13 protein-coding genes are annotated in these 16,492 nt (G+C 65.2%); 3 read left to right on the forward strand and 10 right to left on the reverse strand.

What is annotated here, in order from left to right:
• Positions 1-39: 39 nt before the first annotated feature.
• Positions 40-2,829 carry an AAA family ATPase gene (locus BSY238_RS00425; RefSeq protein ID WP_069037404.1) on the forward strand — a complete coding sequence of 930 codons (2,790 nt, stop codon included), beginning with the start codon at positions 40-42 and terminating at the stop codon, positions 2,827-2,829.
• Between the two features lie 305 nt (positions 2,830-3,134).
• On the opposite strand, the gene BSY238_RS00430 is transcribed toward BSY238_RS00425, so the two are convergent.
• The 3 genes from BSY238_RS00430 to BSY238_RS00440 form a co-directional block, all read right to left on the reverse strand.
• The gene (locus tag BSY238_RS00430) at positions 3,135-5,630 is read right to left on the reverse strand and encodes an ATP-binding protein (protein ID WP_150123846.1); all 2,496 of its coding nucleotides are present in this window, start codon (positions 5,628-5,630) and stop codon (positions 3,135-3,137) included.
• A 294-nt stretch (positions 5,631-5,924) separates the two neighbouring features.
• Positions 5,925-6,305: a DUF423 domain-containing protein gene (locus tag BSY238_RS00435; protein ID WP_223300214.1), complete on the reverse strand. Its 381-nt coding sequence runs from the start codon at positions 6,303-6,305 to the stop codon at positions 5,925-5,927.
• 72 nt (positions 6,306-6,377) lie between these two features.
• Positions 6,378-7,097, reverse strand: coding sequence for a class I SAM-dependent methyltransferase (locus BSY238_RS00440; protein WP_069037407.1), 720 nt, complete (start codon positions 7,095-7,097; stop codon positions 6,378-6,380).
• Between the two features lie 500 nt (positions 7,098-7,597).
• On the opposite strand from BSY238_RS00440, the gene BSY238_RS00445 reads away from it, so the two are divergent.
• The gene (locus BSY238_RS00445; protein WP_069037408.1) at positions 7,598-8,146 is read left to right on the forward strand and encodes a PEPxxWA-CTERM sorting domain-containing protein; all 549 of its coding nucleotides are present in this window, start codon (positions 7,598-7,600) and stop codon (positions 8,144-8,146) included.
• 124 nt (positions 8,147-8,270) lie between these two features.
• Here BSY238_RS00445 and fumC read toward each other — a convergent pair whose 3' ends face one another.
• Positions 8,271-9,656: a class II fumarate hydratase gene (gene fumC / locus BSY238_RS00450; RefSeq protein ID WP_069037409.1), complete on the reverse strand. Its 1,386-nt coding sequence runs from the start codon at positions 9,654-9,656 to the stop codon at positions 8,271-8,273.
• A 201-nt stretch (positions 9,657-9,857) separates the two neighbouring features.
• Between fumC and BSY238_RS00455 the strand changes: the two genes are divergently transcribed.
• Positions 9,858-10,502, forward strand: a complete 645-nt coding sequence (locus BSY238_RS00455) for a glutathione S-transferase family protein (protein ID WP_069037410.1) — start codon at positions 9,858-9,860, stop codon at positions 10,500-10,502.
• Positions 10,503-10,563: 61 nt separating this feature from the next.
• Here the strand turns inward: BSY238_RS00455 and BSY238_RS00460 are convergent, their stop codons facing one another.
• From BSY238_RS00460 to kaiC, 6 genes are all read right to left on the reverse strand, one after another.
• On the reverse strand, positions 10,564-11,454 hold the full coding sequence (locus BSY238_RS00460; protein WP_223300215.1) for an alpha/beta fold hydrolase: 891 nt from the start codon (positions 11,452-11,454) through the stop codon (positions 10,564-10,566).
• Between the two features lie 123 nt (positions 11,455-11,577).
• A complete protein-coding gene (locus tag BSY238_RS18915) occupies positions 11,578-11,700 on the reverse strand; it encodes a hypothetical protein (protein ID WP_257784850.1) in 123 nt (40 codons plus the stop codon).
• A gap of 76 nt (positions 11,701-11,776) precedes the next feature.
• Positions 11,777-13,507 (reverse strand): hybrid sensor histidine kinase/response regulator, encoded by a 1,731-nt coding sequence (locus tag BSY238_RS00465; protein ID WP_069037412.1) that lies wholly within the window; start codon positions 13,505-13,507, stop codon positions 11,777-11,779.
• 6 nt (positions 13,508-13,513) lie between these two features.
• Entirely contained in the window at positions 13,514-13,885 is a 372-nt protein-coding gene (locus tag BSY238_RS00470) for a circadian clock KaiB family protein (protein ID WP_083223857.1), read from the reverse strand.
• Between the two features lie 6 nt (positions 13,886-13,891).
• Positions 13,892-14,182: a circadian clock KaiB family protein gene (locus tag BSY238_RS00475; RefSeq protein ID WP_069037413.1), complete on the reverse strand. Its 291-nt coding sequence runs from the start codon at positions 14,180-14,182 to the stop codon at positions 13,892-13,894.
• The gene (gene kaiC, locus BSY238_RS00480) at positions 14,179-16,443 is read right to left on the reverse strand and encodes a circadian clock protein KaiC (RefSeq protein WP_335625441.1); all 2,265 of its coding nucleotides are present in this window, start codon (positions 16,441-16,443) and stop codon (positions 14,179-14,181) included. The genes BSY238_RS00475 and kaiC overlap by 4 nt, the downstream gene beginning before the upstream one ends.
• Between the last annotated feature and the right edge of the window lie 49 nt (positions 16,444-16,492).

The following is a 16,492-nucleotide window of genomic DNA, read 5'->3' on the forward strand; positions in this document are numbered from 1 at the left end:
GGCGCCTGCCCCTCTCTCACGCACGCTGACGAGCCACCCATGTTCCACATCAAGCAACTCGAACTGGTGCATTGGGATTTCTGGCGGCGCTTCACGCTGCCTCTCGATGCACAGATCATCACCATCGTCGGCCCGAATGGCTCGGGCAAGACCACGCTGCTCGATGCGCTGCGCACGCTGTTCGCACTGCGCTGTTCCGGCAAGCGCGACTTCCGGCGTTATGTGCGGCGCGGCGAGCACGACTTCGCATGGATACGCGCTGTCGTTGCCAACGTGGCCAGCGGCACCGGCAAGCGGCCCTTCTTTCCGTGCATCCACGACGAAGTGACGCTGGCCTGCCGCATCAAGCGCGCCGGTGGCGACTGGACGCGCGACTACGCCATTCTCGACGGCAATGTCGCGATCGAAACGCTGGAATCCGGCGGCGAATGGACCGGCCTGCGCGACTACCAGAACCGACTCGCCTGGGGCGGGCTGACGCCGGCCATCGCCAAGGTGCTGTCGCTGGAACAGGGCGACACCGACAAGCTGTGCGAATACTCGCCGCGTGCCCTGCTCGATCTGGTGTTCGACGTGTTCGGCGACAAGGAGGTGCTGGACAACTACCAGGCCGCGCGCGAGGAACAGAAAGGCGCCGAGCGCGAACTCGAAGGCATCGGGCTCGACCTCGAGCGGCTGCGCGCGCAGGCCGAAGCCAAGCGCCTCGAAGCCGACAACTACCGGCAATGGAAGCAACATGCCGACGAGGTGCTGGCGCTGGAAACCGAAATCGTGCCGCGGCTCGAAGTCGCCGAACTGACGCGCGACATGTCGAACGAGCGCGGCGATCTCGCCCGTCTGCGCGACGACCTGCGCTGGCTGGGCCGCGAGCAGGCCACGCTGACGGCGCGGCTGGCCGCGGTGACCGCCGAACGCGAGATGGCCGTCGCCGCGCTGGCCGAGGTGCGCGCCGACGAGCAGCAGGCGGAAGCCCGCCAGCTGGCGGCGCACGACGTGCTGCGCGATGTCGAGCGGCTGCTCGAAGAAGAACGCAAGCTGCGCGAGCGGGTGGCGACCGAACACGGCGCCGACGCGCTGACGCTGGAGGCCGAGCACGCTGCAGCCGAAGCGCTGGCAGCGAAACTGGCGGGCGACGAGCGCGCGCTGGTGGCGCAGTTCGAAGACAAGGCCGAACAGCTGCGCGCCGCACAGGAGCGCCGCGGCGCGCCGGGTGATGCCGAGGTGAGTGCCTTCCGGGCGAAGCTGGACGAAGCCGGCATCGCACACCGCGTGCTGTCCGACGTGGTCGAGGTGACCGACGTCGCCTGGCAGGCCGCGCTCGAAGCGGTGCTGCGCCCCTATCGCCACCTGGTGCTGCTGGAACGCGAAGACGACCGGCACGTCGCCTGGGCGATGGGCGAACAGGCGCGCTTTCGCCACTTCATCGTCGCCGAACGCGAAAGTGCGGCGAACGCGCGTGTCGGCTCGCTGGCTGAAGTCGTGCGCTTCGCTGCCGCAGTGCCGCGCTGGCTTGCAGACCTGCTGGGACGCATGCAGCGCGTAGACAGCGCCGATGGCGCGCGCCATCTGCCGCGCGACACCGAATGGATCACCCGCGACGGCTATCACCGCGAGCGGCGCGGCGCGCGCCATCTTGGCCGCCCGGCCGAATTCCACTTCGGCGAACTGGCCCGGCAGGCACGCATCGAGCAGCTGGGCCGCGACATCGCGGAACTCGATGCGGCACGCCGCGCACTCAGCCCCGAGCTGGACCGCGCACGCGAAAAGGTCAGCGCGGTGCGCGCCCGCCTGCTCGGCCTGCAGTCGGCCAGCCTGCTGGCACTGCGCAGCAACGAATTTGCGCAGGCGCGGGCGGCGCTGCCCGGTGCGCGTTCCAGCAGCGACCAGACCGGCACCGCGCGCGAGGCCGCCCGGCGCGAGGTCGAGCGCCTGCGCGAAAACCTGACCGGCATCGACACCGAAATCGACCGGCGCCGGCGCGAGTTGAATGCAGTGGGTACGCGCCTGCGCGATCTGACGCAGCAACTGATGCCGCGCCGCACCGAACAGGCGCAGCGACTGGTGGCGCTGCGCTCACGCCGCCGCGGCATGCCGACGCACTGGCTCGACCCGCGCGAGCTGGCCCAGCTGGCCGAACGCTACGGCGACGCGCGCGCCGCGCGCCGGGAACTGGGTCGGCTGCGCGACCTGCTGGTGTCCGGCGACTGGGTCACCGACCCGTCGGCGCTGACGCTGCGCGACCGGCTCAAGGACGACCTTGCGCGGCGCGAACAGGACTTCGCCAGCCGCCAGGGCTACTGCGCCACCGCCCGCCGTCACACCGACGACGCCCGCGCCGCCTACATCGCCAAACTGCGCGCCACCGTGCGCCAGTACGGCAAGAACCTGCGCGCGCTGGGCGAACTGGCCAACGTGGGTGTCGATTGCGGCGCGCCGCCGCTGGACAACGACGATCTGGCGCTCGCCCAGGCCGGACTGGACGTCAGTTTCGACTTCGACCGCAAGGGCGCGGTCGGGCTGAACGACGGCGAAGCGTCCGGCGGCCAGCAGGTGATGAAGTCGCTCATCCTGCTGATCGCGCTGCTGATGGACGACACGCGACCCGGCGGCTTCGTGTTCATCGATGAGCCATTCGCCCACCTGGACGTCGCCAACATCGACCGCGTCGGCCGCTTCCTCGGCGCCACCCGCGCGCAATACCTGATCACCACCCCGGTGACGCACAACGCCAATGTGTTCGCGCCCTCGCAGCTGACACTGATCACCAGCAAGAAGTCACCCGCCGAAAGCTGGGCACCGCCGATCGGCATCCTGAAGCGCGCGAAGTAGCGCCTGGGGGATCAGAATCTTCAGGTCAGGACGCTGTGGAGGCGGCCTGCGGAAAGTATCGCCTGCGGACAGCATCACCTGCGGACAGCATCACCTGTGGGCAGCATCACCTGTGAGCAGCATCACCTGTGGGAGCGGCGGCCTCGCCGCGATACGCTCTCTGCACAGCGATGGTCGCAGCACGATCGCGGCGAGGCCGCCGCTCCCACAAGGTAGCTCCCACAAGGTGGCTCCCACAAGGTGGCTCCACAGGGTAGCCACCGCACGACCGCCTCACTGAGCGTGACTGCGGTCTCTGTGCCGCCTCACTCCGCCTGACCCGTCGACGCCCGGACGAGCGGAACATAAGGCAGTCTGAACTCGGCAGTGGTACCGACGCCGGGCGCGCTGCGCACGTCGATGCGGCCGCGCATCAGCTCGGCCATGCGCTTGCTGATCGCCAGCCCGAGACCGCTGCCGCCGAAACGTCGGGTGGTCGAGCCGTCACCCTGCTGGAACGGATTGAACAGCTGCTCGAGCTGCGGTGCGGTCATGCCGATGCCGGTATCGGTCACCGCGAATGCGAGCTGCCCGTCCTGCAGCGACGCCGACAGCACGACGCAGCCGCGCTCGGTGTACTTGACCGCATTCGACAGCAGATTGAACAGCACCTGCCCGATGCGGATCGGGTCGCCAAGGCAGGTGTCGGGCAGGTCCGCCGCCCGTTCGACCCGCAACTCGAGCCCCTTTGCCTGCGCGAGGACCTGCACCAGATCCACTGCGTGTTCGATGACCTCGTGCAGATCGACCGACACCTGTTCCATCACCAGCTTGCCGGCTTCGATCTTCGAAAAGTCGAGCACATCCTCGATGACACCGAGCAGCCGGATGCCCGACGCCTGGATCTTCTCGAAGGCCTCGCGCGATTTGTCTATGTTGCGGTGGTTGCGCAGGCCTATCTCGGCGAACCCGAGCACACCGTTGAGTGGCGTGCGTATTTCATGGCTCATGTTGGCGATGAATTCGCTGCGCATGCGCGCCAGTTGCTCGGCGGCCGCCAGTGCGCGCTCGCCAGCCCGCGCCGCGGCGTGCTGAGCGCTCATGTCGACAAAGCTGATGACGGCGCCGGTGATGTCGCCGCGCTGCACCACGGGATGCACCTCATACATGACCGGAATGGCATGTCCATCGGCGTGCCAATACACCTCGTCGTCGACGCGCAGTTTGCTGCCCGACACCAGCGCGCTGTGACTCGGGCATTCTCCCAGCGGGTAGGGCGAGCCATCGGGTCGGCTGTGGTGGAACAGCGCATGGCCCGAGGTGCCGATCAACCTGTCGGCCGGATAGCCCAGCATGCTGCAGGTCGCCGGGTTGACGAAGGTGATGATGCCCTGTGTATCCACGCCGAACAGACCGGCCGCGCTCGACTGCACGATGTGCATGGCGCGTGCCTCGGTGTCGATCAGCTCGGCGGTGCGTTGCGCGACCAGATCTTCCAGGTTGCGGCGGTGCTGCTCCAGTTCGATTTCGCTGCGTTTGCGTTCGCTGATGTCACGCCCCACCTCGACCATGGCGCGCCGCTGCTGTGCGTCGTCGAACAGCGGCACACGGATCACTTCATGCCAGGTCGGCCGGCCATCGGCATCGACGCCGTGCTCTTCGGTGCGCGATGGTCCTGCGGCGGCCCATGCAGCGTCCTCGTACGCACGCACCACCGCCAGCCGATGGGCCAGTTCCGGGTGTCGGGCAATCAGTTCAGCATCGGTGCAGCCCTGCCAGTCATCGGCTCCGAGTCCGAAATTCCGCAGACATACACTGTTGGCCATCAGCCAGCGGTCGTTGGCATCCTTGAAGCGGATCGAATCGGGCACCACTTCGATCAGCGTCTGCAGTTGCGCCTTGCGCTCGGCGAGCGCCCGGCCGCTGCGTTCGGCATCCCCGATCTTGCGCAGCAGGCCACCGCCAAGCAGCGCCGACAGCAGTGCAAAACCGCCCGCCAGACCGAAGGCGACCCTTACTTCGTCATCCCAGGACGCCAGGTAATCGTCGCTCGCGGTGGCGGCGACAACCACCATCGGCACGCTTTCCATGCGCCGCAAGGTCACGATGCGTTCGTAACCGTCGGCGCCGACCGGTGTGTAGTAGGTCGTGACGCGCGCGCCCTCGCTGTAAAGCTTCATCATTTCGGGCGATACACCACGATTCCCGATCTGGCCGGCCGGCTTGTCCGGAATCGGCGGCTGGCGAGCGATCAGACCAAGTTCGGCATCACGCAATATCAGCGTGCCGTACGTACCGAGATCATAGCGACCGAGCACTTCGGAAAAATGGTCCACGGTAATGGGCGCCGCTATCACCCCGGCGAAGCGACCATCCGGATGGTTGTAGCGCAGCGTGAACGCCACGATGTACTTCTGCGCGACGCGGCCGAGGATCGGGTTCGTCACCCGTATCGCGTCCCCGGCCTGTTCGCGGTGCCAGGCGAAGTAGTCGCGGTCCGACCAGCTGGCGCGCACGGTGTCGCTGACGCCCCTGCCCAGAATGACAACGCCTTCGGCGTCGGCCACGCGAAACGACTCCAGCTCGGGCAGGCGGTCAGCATGGCGCTCGAGCATCCTGTTCATCTGCGGTACGTCGATACGGCCATCGGCCAGATCGCGCTCGAGCTCATCCGCGACAACGCGCAGTGCGAATTCGATCTTGCCGATGCTGTTCGACAGCGTCTGCTCGAGCGCGATTGCGACGTTCTGGGTCATCGATTCCGCTTCCAGTTCGTGCTGCGTGCGGCTTTGCAGCACCGAATGCACGGACAGTGCGAGCACCAGTACGTTGAAAACGACCAGAGCCCCGATCAGCCGGAGGCGAAGGGCGCGTGACGGGGCTCCGGGATTGAGCGCAATGCCGCTCACCCTTCAAACTTTCTATGCCGGACCGCGGCGCCTGGCCGGGCAGTGAAAACCCGGCCCGGGACGTCTGCCGCAAGACAATGGAAATGCCGCACCGCACGAAAACCAGGAGAACAAGACCGGCGGGAAGAATACGCCCTTGTGCATAGACTGACACATTGAATGCACGGTCTATTGATCTACGCTTACCTTTCTCGCAGACGAGACGGTTCAGCGTCGCCAGGCGGCCCAGGCCAGCACCAGCCAGCCAGCAATGAACGCCAGCCCGCCCAGCGGCGTCACCGCGCCGAGGCCGCGCAGTCCGGTCAGCGCGAGCGCGTAAAGACTGCCGCTGAACAGCAGCAGACCGACGACCATCAGCCAGCCGGCCACGCGCAGCGCACGGCTGTCCGGTCGATGCAGCGTCAGCACGCCGATCAGACCCAGCGCAAGCGCATGCCAGAAATGGTATTGCACGGCGGTTTGCCACACGACGAGCAGATCGGGCGTCAACCTCGCCTTCAGCGCATGCGCGCCGAAGGCGCCGGTCATCACGGCCAGTGCACCGGCCAGCGCGGCCAGCGTCAGCGTGCGCCGCGCAGCGGGGTTCAAGTCGGGTTGCGTATACATATATGCGGTGTGGGTGGATAAAGCGCCTTTCGGCGAGCGCACGGACGAAACAGCTCAGCGCGTCTTGCGGAACACCACCACATGCTGCCACGGCAGACCGGTTTCGGTACGCACCCATTCCAGCGCGTGGGCGGCTGCCTCGCGCCGGATCTGCGCCTCGCTCATCTTGTGCAGCGGCTTGATCGGCACGGCAGGGTCTTCCGCCTTGTACTCGACGAACACCACTTCGCCGCCCGGCTTGAGTGCCTGCAGCACGCTGGCCAGCACCTCATACGGGTAGGTCAGCTCATGGTAAACGTCCACCATCACTGCCAGATCGACCGACTGCGGCGGCAGATTGACGTCGGTTTCGCTGCCCAGACGCGGTTCGATGTTCTTCAGCCCGTTGCGCCTGACCAGCCGATCGAGCACCTCGATCATCTGCGGCTGCACGTCCACCGCCAGCACCTTGCCGCCGGGCGCCACGAGCCCGGCGATGCGCCGCGACAGGTAGCCGGTACCGGCGCCGATGTCCGCCACCACCATGCCCGGCTTCAGCGCCAGCGCCATCAGCAGCAGATCGGTGCGCTCTTCCTGCGCCCGCTCGCTGCGCTCCAGCCAGCCCGCACCCTGCCAACCCATCACCGCCGAAATCTCGCGCCCCATATACACCTTGCCAATGCCGTCACGGCTCGGCGAACGCTCGACATAGCGTTCCGATTGCGCCGCGACGGGCGCCGCCGCAGCGCCGATCAGCAACGCACAGGTGAAGAACAGGGCAGGAAGACGGGTCATGGCACTCGCACCGATGGATGAACGCGTTCTGCTGAGTGAAAACCGCGGCAGAAGTTCGATGCGTGGGCACATGTACGTAGTCGGAACCGCGTCGTGTGGGAGCGGCGGCTTGTGGGGGTGCTGGCTTGTGGGAGCGGCGGCTTGTGGGAGCGGCGGCTTGTGGGAGCGGCGGCTTGTGGGAGCGGCGGCCTCGCCGCGATCGTGCCGCGACCATCGTTGTACAGAGTGCGTATCGCGGCGAGGCCGCCGCTCCCACAGGGGTCGCGCGCACAGGCCGCCGCTCAGCAGGAGAGCCGGGTGCAAGGCGACGTGGTTCGCTGACGCGCAGCTGCAGCACGATGGCTGGGCTTTATAGACTGTCGACGCCCTTTACACTGATCGGGTGCCCCGGTCGGCCTGTCCCGCGCAGCGCCCCGCGCGGCAAGGCATTGCCCGGCATGGCCTTTAATGGCACGTTGAATGCTTGGGCTCGTCCAGTCGCCTCAACCCGGAGCCCACCCATGCCCATCCGCCACCTGCTCGCCGCCACCGCCGCGGCCTTTGCGCTAACCGCTGCCCCCGTTCAGGCCGAACTGCTGTCCGGCGATACCGGGCCGGTCGAGGAACCGACCCTGATCTACATCGGCATGGACAGTTTCAATTTCGAATTCGAATGGAGCGTCAATACATCTGACCGCGCCTATCTGTACGGTCGCGGAAACGACATTGCAGTGGCGCCCGGTGTGACGACGGTCGAACAGATCGGTGATGCCTCGCTGCTGGATTTCACGACCACCTTCGTCGGTCCGCTGTGCGACGCCGCGTGTGCGGCCAACGGTGTTGGCGACTTCATCGTGCTGCGGCGCGACGGCTCGTATGGCGCGTTCCGTATCGACGACATCATCTACAACGGCGGCGACCCCACCCTCGGCACGCTGAGCGGTACCTGGTGGATACAGCTCGACGGCACGTCGCAGTTCGCGCCGCCCGTTCCCGAGCCTGGAAGCTGGGCCATGCTGCTGGGCGGCATCGCGCTGATAGGTGCCGCCGTCCGCCGCCGGGCGTCCTGAAGCCATACATCCCGACCGACCACCCGGCGCAAAGAGACCACGGCGAGCCCTCAAGCGCAGGGATGTGGGAGCGACGGCCCCGTCGCGATCAGTGCCGTGACCATCGTTGTGCAGAGGGCACAGCTCAAACCATGCGTTCGGGCCTCACCCAGTCATCGAACTGTTCGGCGCTGACTGCGCCGAGCGCCAGCGCCGCTTCGCGCAGGCTCAGTCCGTTCGCGTGAGCGTGGTGTGCCACCGCGGCGGCACGGTCGTAGCCGATGTGCGGGCTGAGCGCGGTCACCAGCATCAGCGAGCGCGACAGCAGGTCGGCGATGCGTGCGCGGTCCGGCTCGATGCCGCGGGCGCAATGGGCATCGAAGCTCGCCATGGCATCGGCCAGCAAGCGAACGCTCTGCATGAAGTTATTAGAGATCAATGGCTTGAATACATTAAGCTCGAAACTGCCTGAACATGCGCCAATGCTCAGGGCCACATCATTGCCCATGACCTGGCAGCACACCATGGTGAGTGCCTCGCACTGTGTGGGATTGACCTTGCCCGGCATGATGGAACTGCCCGGCTCATTCTCCGGCAGCACCAGTTCGCCCAGTCCGCAACGCGGTCCGGATGCAAGCCAGCGCACGTCGTTGGCAATCTTCATCAACGCACCAGCCAGCGTTTTCAGCGCACCGTGCGCGGCCATCAGCGCTTCGTGTCCGGCCAGCGCGGCATAGGAATTCGCTGCGCGACGAAACGACAGTCCGGTGTCGAGCGCAAGGCGGGCGGCCACCCGCTGACCGAACTCCGGATGGGTGTTGAGCCCGGTACCGACGGCGGTGGCACCGACCGCCAACTCGAGCAGGCCGGCCACGCTGGCCCGCACGCCCTGCTCCGCCAGCGCGAGCTGCGCCACCCAGCCCGACATTTCCTGCCCGAGCGTCAGCGGCGTGGCGTCCTGCAGATGGGTGCGGCCGATCTTCACGATGTCGGCGAATGCCGATGACTTGCCGTCCAGCGTGGCGCGCAGCGCCGCCAGCGCCGGCAACAGCGTATGCGTCACGGCAAGCGCAGCGGCGACATGCATCGCGGTGGGAAAGATGTCGTTCGACGACTGGCCCAGATTGACATGGTCGTTGGGATGAACGCGGCGCGCCTCACCCCGGCCGCCACCCATGCGCTCCGATGCCAGATTGGCCAGTACCTCGTTCATGTTCATGTGAGTCTGCGTGCCGGAGCCGGTCTGCCACACCGACAGCGGAAAGGCTTCGGCGTGTGCGCCGGCCAGGATTTCGTCGGCCGCAGCGACGATGGCCTGTGCGCGTTCGGCGTCGAGCAGGCCCAGTTCGCCATTGACCAGCGCTGCGCTGCGCTTCACCCGGGCCAGCGCGTGCAGCAGCGCGTCGGGCATGCGTTCGGTGGAAATGTGGAAGTGGGCCAGCGAACGCTGTGTCTGCGCCCCCCACAGCGCTTCGGCCGGTACCTCGATGTCGCCGAATGCGTCGCGTTCGGTCCGTGTGTCGGTTGTCATGGCAAGGCCTCCAGAGCGATGGCGGATCGCGAACCGATCCGGCCGACTGCTCAGCCTAGTCCCTCGCGGCGCAATGTGCCGGAACAGGCCGGTCGAACGCTTGTCATCTATGCTGAAAGTGCGTGGATGCGGCGGTGATCCGATGCAATGCTCGCGCCGCGTCCGACGCTGACAACGATGGATCAGAAGAGGAGAAGAACCATGCTTATCGTTCATCACCTGAACAACTCGCGGTCGCACCGTATCGTGTGGCTGTGCGAGGAACTGGGCATCGACTACGAGCTGGTCAAGCACATGCGTGACCCGGACAGCCAGCGCTCGCCGGATTCGCTGAAGGCGGTGCACCCGCTTGGCAAGGCGCCGGTGATTCAGCACAGGGGGCAGAAGATCGTCGAGTCCGAAGCGGTCATCGAATACATCTGCAATGTGTGCGCCGACGGCCGGCTCAGCGTGAAGCCAACTTCGCCCGAGTACGGGCAGTACCAGCAGTGGCTCGCGTTTGCCGAAGGCACGCTGTTCCCGGGCCTGCTGGTCGACCTGGTCGATGCATGGACCGGTCGCGGCAACCCTGACCTGATGGGTTTCTTCGACGTGGAAACCGCGAAGAACCACCAGTTCGCCGAAGACGCGCTGAGCGGACGGGATTACCTGCTCGAATCCGGATTTTCGGCGGCCGACATCACTCTCGGCTGGGCGCTCGAATTCAGCGAGTGCCGTGGCTGGCTGCGCGACTACCCGACGCTGCAGGCCTACGTCGAACGTCTGCGCGCTCGCCCGGCCTACCGGAGGGCGATCTCGAACGGCGGCCCGCAGGACCTGTCGGTGTTTTCTGCCGGCGCGCGCTGACCCGAAGCACGCCCGCCGGGCGGTGTCCGGGGGTGCGTCCGGGGGTGCGTCCGGGGGTGCGTCATTTCGCCGCGGCGGGCGACTTCAGGAAGGCGTCAAAGGCGGCGCCGAACGCCTCGGGCACCTCGAAATAAGGCATGGCGCCGGTCTGGAACACGGTGACCGTCCAGTTGCCACCGCCGGTCACCATATACATGCCGGTGTAGTTGGTGAAGTCGCCGCGCACGCCGTGGCTCACCCACACCGGGTGCGGGATGGCTTCATACACGGTGTGGATGTCGGCGCTGAACAGGCCGCCGGACAGGAAGTACAGCGGCGCAAAGCGCGCGCCGGGCTGGCGCGTGGTCAGCACGTCGTACGCCCACATCGTTTCGTCGATGTTCCTGCCGCCCCAGGTGCGCTCCAGAAAGTAGCGGATCACACCCGGTCGAGTCAGCTGGCGGAACAGCCAGTTGGCCCACAACGGCTGACTGAGCGCGGCATACAGGCCGGGTACGGCGCGTGTGCTGCAAGGCTCGCCGCGCCGCGGCGTGCGGCCATTCAGGCCGGTCGGGCTCACCAGCGCCACCGTGCGCCAGTCGTCCGGCCGCTCGGCCGCCGCACGAGCGAGATATTCGCAGCCGAGCGACACGGCAAGTCCATCCACCTTTGCCCCGCCGCTCAATGCGCGGATGTGTCGCGCCGCCGTGTGCAACGCGTCGGTCATCAGCCGCGGCGAATAAACCCGGTCTTCGCGCGGGCTGAAGCCATAGCCCGGCAGATCGATGGCGTAGACGGTGTGCGTCGCGGCGTAACGCTCGTACAGCGGCCGCATTTCCGCCGCCGAAGCGGCCGCGTTGATGCTGTGAATGAGCAGCATCGGCGGACCGTTGCCCGCGCAGTAACAGTTCAGTCCGTCGAAGGACAGTCGCTCACCCGGCAATGCGGGCGGCAGGACAGGCAGGGCGTCCAATGGAATCCTTGTCGGGTCGGGAGAGTGGCCGAACAGTAGCAGGATGACGAGTCACCCGATCATGGTATTGACCGGGGACATGGATGAATCAGTTCCCGCTGACTGGCTCGGATCAGCCCACAGTCATTTTGCGCGCAGCTTCAAGCGGGCGCGGATGGAGGCGGCCAGATTGCGTCGCCAGGAGATCAGCCAGCGTCCCCCCGGCAGATCGGTCCCGCGCAGAACGGTTCTTGCATCGATGGTCATGTAGCCGACGGGCGTGACGGTTCAACTCCTGTCAGTTGAGCGAGCTTGCCCGTTAGATGTCCGGTCAAGGCCGATCTCAGCCTAGCCTCTTGCCAGGTGGATAGAAAATGTTCTGCACTGCATCACGCAGCTCTTCCAGGTCCTGAGGTTTGGCGATCAGATCGCGCACCCCGGCTGCCGCGGCTTGCGCGCGCAATTCCTCGTTGACGTACCCTGAGATCAGGATCACGGGCAAATCCGGCAGTGCATCGCGAATCGCCCGCGCGATCTCCAGGCCCGACATGCCTGGCATGTTGAAATCGGTCACCACCAGGTCGACGCGAATCCTGCCGGAAAGCACCGCGTCAAGCGCCTCCCGCTGTTCGAAGTATGCGCTGACGCGATAGCCCCAGCGTTCGATCATCCGCTTGCTGGCGAACAACTGCGCCTGATCGTCGTCGATGTAGAGAACATGCCGGCCACGGCCTTCGGCGGCCTGTCCCGCTTTTTCGATCGGGTCTGGCGCAGCAGCCAGATCGTTCGTGCTCGGAAGGTACACCTCGAACGTGCTGCCTTTGTCAGGCTCGCTGTGCACAACGATCACGCCTGCGTGAGCCTGCACGATGCCATGCACCACGCACAACCCCAGTCCGGTGCCTTTGCCTGATGGCCTTGTCGTGAAAAACGGTTCGAAGATGCGACGTCGCGTCGCCGCGTCCATGCCGTGCCCGGTGTCGCTGACGACGATCCGGGCGTAATGGCCCGGCCGCAGCGCAGGATCGGGTCGCGCAGAGGATTCGTCGAACATCACGCCTTCAACGCGAATCTCGATGGTCCCGGGCCAGCCTTCCATCGCTTGCGCAGCGTTGACGCCGAGGTTCAGCAGCACCTGTGTTAACTGGGTCAAGTCGCCAAGGACGGATGGCGTATCAGCGGCGCAGTAGCACTCGATCCGCATTCCTCCGAGCAGCCCTGCTCGCAGCAAGCGCACGCTTTCCGTGACGATCGAAGGAATCGATACCACTTGGTGCGACGTCACCTGTCGCCGGCTGAACGTCAGAATCTGTTGCACCAGGTCTCTGGCGCGATGACTGGCCTTCTCGATTTCAGTCAGGCTCACGAGCGCCTGAGAGTTGTACGAAGCGTCCTGCCGCGCCAGTTCGGCATTGATCAGTATGGTGCCCAGAATGTTGTTGAAGTCGTGGGCGACGCCGCCTGCCAGGGTCCCGATCGCCTCCAGTTTCTGCGATTCGCGCAATTGCGCCTCGAGACGCGCATGCTCCTGTTCTGCCCTTTTGCGCCCGGTGATGTCGCGGATCACGGCTAGCAGGCCGGAAAAGGTTTCATCCTCCGCGCGCAGCTGGCTCACTGAGGACTCGACGTTGATTGCTTCGCCGCTGCGCTTCACGTGAACGTTCTCGCCGCACCAGAAGCCGGTCTCCCGCAGAGCAGTCAGCGCGGCAGCTTCGTCTTCCGGACGCTGCCAGCGATACTGAAAAATTTCCGAAAGTCGGCGCCCAAGCACGTTCGGCGCAGTGACGCCATACTGACGCTCGGCCGCGGCGTTGAGAAATGTCACGCGCTGGTCGTTGTCGATGGTGATGACCGCATCGCTGACTTGCGCGAGGATTTCGCCGCGAAAGCGGCTTGACTCGGCGTCCAGGCCTTCAAGGCGGAAAATTTTGGGGCCTGCATCGGTTTCCACGACGAGCGCATCCACCGCGCCGCTGCGGATAGCCTGCAGCGTTTCCTCCGCCGCCTCCAGTCGGGCATGCAATTCGGCATTTTGCGCGAGGAGCGTGGCGGCGCTGGCAGCTTTGGCGCGCACGGCGGGTCAGGGGCCTTCGTCGGTAGTGACCCGATCACCTGCCTTGCGCAGGTCGAGCCCCAGCAGGATGCTTTCCGTGTGCGACATGTCGCCGATGAAACGCCGCCGCGGCAGCGGCAGCTTCTTGATCAAGGTTGGCGCAGCGATGATCTGCTCGCCTTCTGCCAGCGCCGGGCGCTGAGAGATATCCACGACTTCAAGGTCGTAGCGCCCTTGCAGATGCGCCTCGCAAATCCTGCGAATGTTCACGATGGCGCGCTCGGAGTTGCGGGTCGTGCCGGTGACATAAAGCCGCAGGACGTAACGCGCGCTGTCGAGCTTCGCAGCGGCGGCTTCAAAGCCAAGGGGCTTGCGTATGGCCGAGGGTAGCTTTCTCATGAACAGTCAGCGTCGTATCGGCCGCACATCGAGACCGACGAGCACACGCTCTTCGTTGGACAAATCGCCGATGATCTTCGTGATCGGCGTGGGCAGGCGGCGCACCAGCGTTGGCACGGCGAGTATCTGGTCGCCAGCTGCGAGCTTCGGATTCTTGACGAGGTCGATGATTTCGATCCGGTACTGGCCGGCAAGGTGCGTCTCGCAGATGCGCTGCAGATTGGCACAGGCCGCAATCGACTTTGCGGTCTGACCGGCGACATACAGCCGCAGCTCGAAGGCGACGGTTTTGCTCATCGCTTTCCCTTCTTGCCGCCGCCGCCGGTCTTGTCGGCGCCGCGCAGGTATGTCATGACGTCAGTGTTCTGCTGCGCCGTCCTTTGATGCAGCGTCTCGCGCGCAAGGCTGAAGGCCACCTCGGCGGATTCAACTTCCGCCTCGCAGCGCAGCGCAGCGATCTGTGCTTCGATCGCCTTCTGCCTGCTCGCAAGCTGACTCAGCTTGCGTTGATGATCCTCTTCGCGCAGTGCGGCGGCGGTGCGCTCCAGTTCTTCCTGCGCAACGCGCGCCGTCCCTGTCAGCACACGTTCGGCACCAAGGTAGACATCCACCAGCTCTATACCCTTGTCACTGAGCACGAACTCGCGGACCTGATTCGAATGTGCCATGCCGCGGGACTTCAGCACGTAGATCGTGCGGTTGCGTTCGCCATTGAATTCGACGTTGCGCAGCAGCAGCCACGTGTCCATCAGCGAAGAGACCTGGAGCTGCGAATTCTCCGTTGTATCCCCGCCACCTGTCGTCAGGCTCGTGAATAGCGTGGTGATCTGCTGCTGCTTGAGGAAGTCAATGAGGCGCATCAGCGTTGGCTTCACTGCCGCCGTGTCTTGGTCGAGCGAAAGATTGCTGATCGGGTCGACCACCACAACGTTCGGGTGAAAGCTACTCACGGCATCGTGCATCATCACCAGGTGTTGCTCCAGACCCTGCAGCGTCGGGCGTGACGAGTGAATCTGAAGCAAGCCCTTTTTTACCCACGGCCCGAGGTCGATGCCGATGGAACCCATATTGCGGACAATCTGGGCGCTTGATTCCTCGTAGGCGAACAGCAATACCCGCTCGCCGCGGCGGCATGCAGCCTCGGCGAACCGGGCGCCGACACTGCTTTTGCCCGTGCCCGAAGAACCCGAGACCAATATGCTGCTGCCGCGAAAGACGCCCTGCCCGCCGAGCATCTCGTCGAGCCGAGCAATGCCTGTCGGGATGCGCTTCGCCGAGACCTCATGGTCGAGCCGCAACGAAGTGATCGGCAGCACCGAAAGGCCGCGTTCGCCGATGAGGAAGGGATACTCGTTCGTGCCGTGCGCCGAGCCGCGATACTTCAGCACGCGCAGCCGCCGGGTGGATATCTGCTCGTGAATGCGCTGGTCGAGGATGATCACGCAATCTGCGACGTATTCCTCCAGTCCATAGCGTGTCAGCGACTGGTCGCCGCGCTCGCCGGTGATGACGGCTGTCAAACCGTGATCCTTCAGCCAGCGGAAAAGACGTCGCAACTCCGCGCGGAGAATGGCGTGATTGGGCAGGCCGGAAAACAGTGCCTCGACGGTATCAAGGACCACGCGCTTTGCGCCAATGGATTTGACGGCGTGACCAAGCCGGATGAACAGGCCCTCAAGGTCGTACTCGCCTGTCTCTTCGATCTCGCTGCGCTCTACGTGGACGTGATCGAGGACAAGCTTCTTCTGCGCGGTGAGTTTCTCCAGATCGAAACCGAGCGAGCGGACATTGGCCGTGAGCTCGGCCACGTTCTCCTCGAACATCATGAATACGCCGGGCTCGCCATACTGCGTCGCGCCGCGCACGAGGAATTCCATGGCAAGCATGGTCTTTCCAGAGCCTGCGCTGCCACAGATGAGGGTCGGCCGGCCCGCAGGCAGTCCGCCGTCTGTGATTTCGTCAAGGCCAACGATTCCGGTGGGGCACTTGGGCAAGTTCCCGCCCCTGGACAGCGCAATGGTCTTCAATGTCGTTGGTTCCGTGATCAAACCGGTGTGAAGCGCTGAGGTCTGCAGTGCGCTGTGACGACGTCTGTACCATCTGCCTCCAGAGGTTCTGAACATCAGCCGCGGCATCGATCCAACAGACTGGAAGCCCGTTTGATGGCGCAGGAATTGAGGCGCAATCAGCGCCCGGCTCCCGGAACCACACTTTGGCCGACACAATCCAGCATATTGTCGGCAGCGTGGCGGTAGTCCCTCTGTGCGTTGCCGTACATAGCGGTGGCTCGGAGCCCCTCGGGTAGTGGTCGGATTCGTCCCTATCACTACACGCTGCAACCCCGAAGGGCGGTACATGGCAATCAGGAAATCAGCCAGCGAGCGCTCGACCGGCCTCGGCACCTCAGAAGCAGTGAGGTACGGCACGCCAAAGCCCCCCAAAACCGGGATGGCAAGAAGCGTTACGGGATATCGGGAAACAAAAAAGCCCCGGAACACGTGGTCAACCGGGGCTTTAAGGGTGTCTTGTGAGGCGTTCTGGAACGCTCTGCAACTCATTTTGGCGGAGAGGGCGTCCGCCTCCGTATAACTTTAGGTCGTATAAAGC

It is taken from the genome of Methyloversatilis sp. RAC08, assembly GCF_001713355.1.
Classification (GTDB): Bacteria; Pseudomonadota; Gammaproteobacteria; order Burkholderiales; family Rhodocyclaceae; genus Methyloversatilis.